Raw genomic sequence first — 5725 nt, 5'->3', positions numbered from 1 at the left:
GCCACACCCCCGTCCTCGCCTTCGTCCGCCCGGACGACATCGACACTGCACGCGGGATCGGCCGCGGCGAGCAGCTCGACGGCCGTCGTACGCAGCGCGTCCGCGACCTTCTCCAGGGACGCCGTACTGGGCCGGGCCCGGTCGTTCTCGATCTGGCTGAGGAACGGCACGGACAGCCCGCTGCGCTCGGCGACAGCCGCCAGCGTCAGTTCGAGCGCATGCCGCCGACGCCGTACGGCCGCCCCCACGCGCAGGGGCCGTTCCTTGTGGTCGCCCATAGCTCCGGCTCCCTCCTCCAGCTCGTCGGTCCGCGTCGCCGTGCACACGTCGTCTGATGAGTTCTCTGCACCCTACGCATGTTCCGCAAACCGTTTCATGTGCCCGTCACATCGACGACACACCCGGTCACGCTCGACGCACGGGTTCGCGCCAGTGGATCACATCCCCGAAGCCCGCGGAAACGGCCCCCGGCCCCCCGGCGGGTCGCGAGCGTACGCCCCGTACGCCCCGAAGTCACCCGTCCGGCTCCCGCCGGGGGAGCCGAGGGGTGACCTCGGGGTACGACATGACGCTGTGTGGTTGGCCGAATCCTTACGGTGCCGAGGCGGCCTCGTTCCCCACGGGCGCCCACTTCTCCACCAGCCCGGGGTTCGCCTTGAGCCAGGTGCGTACGCCGTCCTGCTCCTTGCCCTTCCCGGACTTCTGGAGCTGCGCCTCCAGCGACGTCAGCTGTGCCTCGGTCATCCTGAACTCCTTGAGCCAGCGCGCCACTTCGGGCTGGTCGGAGGCGAACCCGGAGCGGGCGACGGTGTGCACGTGGTCGCCCGCGCCCCAGGCCCCGCGCGGGTCCGCGAGCTTCTTCAGCCCGTACTCGCTGTACGCCCAGTGCGGGGACCACAGGGTGACGACGATCGGCTGCTTGCGCGCGTACGCCCGCTTCAGTTCGGCCAGCATCGCCGGGGTCGAGCCGTCGACGACGTCGTACCCCTGGAGCCCGTACTCCTTGACGACCTTGTCCTTCAGCAGCCCCATCATCCCGGCGCTGGGCTCGATCCCGACGACGCGGCCACCGAACTCGGAGGACCGGTTCTTGAGGTCGGCGAGGGAGTTGACGTCCTTCACATACGAGGGGACGGTCAGCTCCAGGGACGTCGGGCCGTACCAGGCGCCGAGGTCGTCGAGCCGGTCGCCGTACTTCTTCCAGTACTCGGCGTGGGTGGTCGGCAGCCAGGAGTCCGTCTGGAAGTCGAGCTGGCCGGTGGCGAGGCCGGTGTAGAGGGGTCCGGCGGCGTACTGCGTGGTCGTCACCTTGAAGCCGCGCTCCTGGAGGATCTCCTTCCACAGGTACGTGGAGGCGATCCCCTCGTCCCAGGGGATGTAGCCGATCTTGATCTCCTGCCCGCGCCCGACGTCCGTGCCCGAGGCGTGCGCCGGGGCCCCGTTCCCGCCGAACACCCCGAGCCCGCCCGCGACGACCGCGAGCACGGTCACGCAGGACACGGCGACGGCGGGGCGCGGCCGGTACGACCACGCGCTCCCCTTCGCCTTCGCCGCCGCCCGGCGTCCCAGCGGCGAGAGGCGGGTGCCGAGCGCGCCCGTCATGCGGTCGAGGTAGATCGCGAGGACGACGATCCCGAGCCCGGCCTCGAAGCCGAGCCCGATGTCGAGCTGGCCGATGGCCTCGTTGACGGCGCCGCCGAGGCCGCCCGTGCCGACCATGCCCGCGATGACGACCATGGACAGGCCCAGCATGATGACCTGGTTGACGCCGGCCATGATGGTCGGCAGGGCCAGCGGCAGCTGCACGCGGAAGAGGGTGTCGCGCGGCGTCGTGCCGAACGCCTCGGCGGCCTCGACGAGTTCGGCGTCGACCTGCCGGATGCCCAGCTCGGTCATCCGCACGCCCGGCGCGACCGCGAACACGAGGGTCGCGACGACCCCGGCCGGTACGCCCATGCCGAAGAAGAGGATCGCCGGGATCAGCAGGACCATCGACGGCATCGTCTGGAGCAGGTCGAGCACCGGCCGTACCGCCGCGCTGACCGTCCTGGAGCGCGCCGCCCACACGCCGAGCGGGATCGCGATCACCAGCGCGATGAGGGTGGCGACCAGGACCAGCGAGAGCGTCGACATCGACTTCTCCCACAGGTCCAGCGAGTCGATCAGCGCGAACCCCGCGAACGACAGCACGCCCGCCGTGAGGCCGCGCAGCCACCAGGCGAGTACGGCGAGGATGCCCGCGAGCAGCAGCGGCTGCGGCGCGTTCAGGACGGCGTCGAGGACGTCGTACAGCCCCTCGACCACCGCCTTCACCGCGTCGAACAGCCAGGCGAGATGGTTCACGAGCCAGTCCACACCGGAGTCGACCCAGTCCCCGAGATGCAGCCTAGGCATGCGCGCCCGCCTCCTCGGCCATGACCCCGACCAGCAGATCCGAGGTGACGACCCCGACGACCGCGCCCGCGTCGTCGAGCACGGCCACCGGATGATCGACGCGCGCACAGATCGCGCACAGCTCCGTGAACGGCGTACCCGGCGTCACGGTCTCGCACGAGCAGTCCGTCTCGTGCGCGCCGGTGTCCATGACGGCCGACGCGGTCAGCACCCGGGAGCGGTCGACGTCCTGGATGAAGGAGGCGACGTAGTCGTCGGCCGGGCGCAGCAGGATGTCCTCGGCGGTGCCGTTCTGGACGATGCGGCCGTCGCGCATGACGGCGATCCGGTCGCCGAGGCGCATCGCCTCGTTGAGGTCGTGGGTGATGAACACGATGGTCTTCTTCAGGGTCTTCTGGAGCGTGAGGAGCTGGTCCTGCATGTCGCGGCGGATCAGCGGGTCGAGCGCGCTGAACGACTCGTCCATCAGCAGGAGATCGGCGTCGGTGGCCAACGCGCGGGCCAGGCCCACGCGTTGCTGCATGCCGCCGGACAACTCGTCGGGCCAGGAGGACTCCCAGCCCTCCAGGCCGCACAACTTCAGCGCCTCGGTGGCGCGTTGCTCGCGCTCGGGGCGCGGGACGCCCTGGACGGCGAGGCCGTACGCCGCGTTGTCGAGGACCGTGCGATGGGGGAAGAGCGCGAAGTGCTGGAAGACCATGGAGATCTTCCGCGCACGCACCTCCCGCAGCTCGCGGTCGTCGAGCGCGGTCAGGTCCTGGCCGTCGAAGCGGACGTGCCCGGCGGTCGGCTCCAGGAGGCCGTTGAGCATCCGCAGCAGCGTCGACTTGCCGGAGCCGGACAGGCCCATCACGACGAAGATCGAGCCGGGCTCGACGGTGAAGGACGCGTCGATGACGGCGGGCATGGCGCCGTCCGCGCGCAGGTCCTCGCGGGTCTCCCCGCTGCTGAGCCGCTCGACGGCGGCGTCCGGTTTTCTGCCGAACACTTTGTAGATGTGGTCTGCCTCTAGCCTCGCGGACACGCGGACCTCTCCGGTCGGGGACATGGTCAGGAGCGCAACGGGTTGCCGAGTGCGCAACCGGCATCGCTCCGAGGGCGCGCCTGCCCGGACCTTTTTCGGCCAAACCCACAGGTGTCCCAGGTCACAGGGTGCGTACGCGGCCACGGGGGTGAACGCGGACGGGTCGCTGTCAGTGGCGTGCGGCATGATGCGGGGGTGACCGGACGACTGATGCTCCTCGACACCGCCTCCCTCTACTTCCGCGCCTATTTCGGGGTCCCGGAGTCCGTGAAGGCGCCGGACGGCACGCCCGTGAACGCGGTGCGCGGCCTCCTCGAATTCATCGACCGGCTGGTCAAGGACCACCACCCCGACGAGCTCGTGGCCTGCATGGACGCCGACTGGCGCCCGCAGTGGCGCGTCGACCTCATCCCCTCGTACAAGGCGCACCGGGTCGCCGAGGAGCGCGCGGCCGGTCCGGACGCGGAGGAGATCCCGGACACGCTGTCGCCGCAGGTGCCCATCATCGAGGCGGTGCTCGACGCGGTGGGCATCGCGCGGGTGGGCGTCGAGGGGTACGAGGCGGACGACGTGATCGGGACGTTCACGGCGCGCGCGAAGGGCCCGGTGGACATCGTCACCGGGGACCGCGACCTGTACCAGCTGGTGGACGACGCGCGCGGAGTCCGCGTCCTGTACCCGATCAAGGGCGTCGGCACGCTCCAGGTCACCGACGAGGCCGTGCTGCGCGAGAAGTACGGCGTGGACGGGCGCGGGTACGCGGATCTGGCGCTGCTGCGGGGCGACCCGAGCGACGGGCTGCCCGGGGTGCCGGGGATCGGGGAGAAGACGGCGGCGAAACTGCTGGCCGAGTTCGGGGACCTGGCCGGGATCATGGCGGCCGTGGACGACCCGTCGGCGAAGCTGACGCCCTCGCAGCGCAAGCGCCTCGACGAGTCGCGGCCGTACGTCGCCGTCGCGCCGAAGGTCGTACGGGTCGCCGGGGACGTACCGCTGCCCGAGGTGGAGACGGCGTTGCCGCGGGCGGCCCGGGACGGCGAGCTGGTGGCGGCGCTGGGTGCGCGGTGGGGGCTGGGCGGGTCGCTGGGGAGGCTGCTGGAGACGCTGGGGGCTTGAAGGGCCCGGTGACTTGACGGAGATCCCGCCCCGGAAGTCATGCTCTCGCAAAGAAGAGTGGCGTTCTTGCAGGTGGGCGGGGTCTCGTGCGGGAACACGCAAACAAGCCCCCGGGCGAGGGGGGCGAGAGTGGGGGGAGTGATGCTAACTTAGGTAAACCTAACCATAACAGCATGGGAGGCCGTCATGTCAGAACGTCCGGCACGGAAACCGCGGAAGCCCCATTCCGCGCGGGTCGTCCGCACTGAACGGCTCACCCCGCACATGCAGCGGGTCGTGCTCGGCGGTGAGGGTTTGGCCGAATTCACGGCGGGCACCTGCACCGACCACTACGTCAAGATGCTGTTCGCTCCCGAAGGGGTCACCTACCCCGAACCCTTCGACCTGGAACGCATCCGCGAGGAACTCCCGCGCGAACAGTGGCCGGTGACCCGTACCTACACGGTCCGCCACTGGGACGCGGAACACCGCGAGCTGACCCTCGACTTCGTCCTGCACGGCGACGAGGGCCTCGCCGGGCCCTGGGCGATGCGCGTCCAGCCGGGCGAGACCGTCCGCTTCATGGGACCCGGCGGCGCCTACGCCCCCTCCCCCGACGCCGACTGGCATCTCCTCGCCGGGGACGAGAGCGCGTTGCCCGCGATCGCCGCCGCCCTTGAGGCGCTGCCCGCCGGGGCCGTCGCCCACGCCTTCATCGAGGTCTCCGGGCCCGAGGAGGAGCAGAAGATCGACTCCGACATCGAGGTGACCTGGCTGCACCGGGGGGACCGGCCGGTGGGCGAGCTGCTCGTCCCGGCCGTACGGGACCTCCCGTGGCCCGAGGGGCGCGTGCACGCCTTCGTCCACGGCGAGGCGCACTTCGTGAAGGAGCTGCGGCAACTGCTGCGCGTCGAGCGCGCGTTGACCCGCGAGGACCTGTCCATCTCCGGGTACTGGCGGCTCGGGCACGACGAGGACGGGTGGCAGGCGTCGAAGCGGGAGTGGAACGCGCGCATCGAGGCGGAGCAGGAGACGCCGGCGGCGTGAGGCCCCGCGGCCGGCCCTCGTGAGGAGTTGGGCCCGTCTCGGACATGCCCGCGTGACGCGCACGCAACAGCACATCCCTAATTTCTGTCACCCGACAGGAATACGTGCTGGAGCACGCGCCCAAGGCAGGTGCCGCCGTGACGACCACTCCTCCCCTCCCCGATC

Annotated in this window: 5 protein-coding genes; 2 read left to right on the top strand and 3 right to left on the bottom strand. The window is 70.8% G+C overall.

What is annotated here, in order from left to right; all coding sequences use genetic code 11:
* The 3 genes from AOK24_RS37495 to AOK24_RS37485 form a co-directional block, all read right to left on the bottom strand.
* On the bottom strand, nt 1-278 hold a 278-nt coding region (locus AOK24_RS37495), incomplete at its 3' end, for a helix-turn-helix domain-containing protein (RefSeq protein ID WP_159052127.1).
* Nucleotides 279-591: 313 nt separating this feature from the next.
* Entirely contained in the window at nt 592-2394 is a 1803-nt protein-coding gene (locus AOK24_RS37490) for an ABC transporter permease/substrate binding protein (RefSeq protein ID WP_055724412.1), read from the bottom strand.
* Nucleotides 2387-3418 carry a quaternary amine ABC transporter ATP-binding protein gene (locus AOK24_RS37485; protein WP_055724411.1) on the bottom strand — a complete coding sequence of 344 codons (1032 nt, stop codon included), beginning with the start codon at nt 3416-3418 and terminating at the stop codon, nt 2387-2389. The genes AOK24_RS37490 and AOK24_RS37485 overlap by 8 nt, the downstream gene beginning before the upstream one ends.
* Before the next feature lie 195 nt (nt 3419-3613).
* On the opposite strand from AOK24_RS37485, the gene AOK24_RS37480 reads away from it, so the two are divergent.
* Nucleotides 3614-4534, top strand: coding sequence for a 5'-3' exonuclease (locus tag AOK24_RS37480; RefSeq protein ID WP_079057192.1), 921 nt, complete (start codon nt 3614-3616; stop codon nt 4532-4534).
* Between the two features lie 186 nt (nt 4535-4720).
* Nucleotides 4721-5560, top strand: coding sequence for a siderophore-interacting protein (locus AOK24_RS37475; protein ID WP_055724409.1), 840 nt, complete (start codon nt 4721-4723; stop codon nt 5558-5560).
* The last annotated feature ends 165 nt before the right edge of the window (nt 5561-5725 follow it).

The sequence above is a fragment of the Streptomyces niveiscabiei genome (assembly GCF_001419795.1).
GTDB classification, from domain to species: domain Bacteria; phylum Actinomycetota; class Actinomycetes; order Streptomycetales; family Streptomycetaceae; genus Streptomyces; species Streptomyces niveiscabiei.
Note: the sequence above shows the minus strand (reverse complement) of the source record. Positions and strands in the feature narration are given on the sequence as shown.

Coding starts and splice junctions, on each gene's coding strand:
- AOK24_RS37475 (WP_055724409.1), top strand. CDS start 4,721: ATGTCAGAACGTCCGGCACGGAAACCGCGGAAGCCCCATTCCGCGCGG.
- AOK24_RS37490 (WP_055724412.1), bottom strand. CDS start 2,394: ATGCCTAGGCTGCATCTCGGGGACTGGGTCGACTCCGGTGTGGACTGG.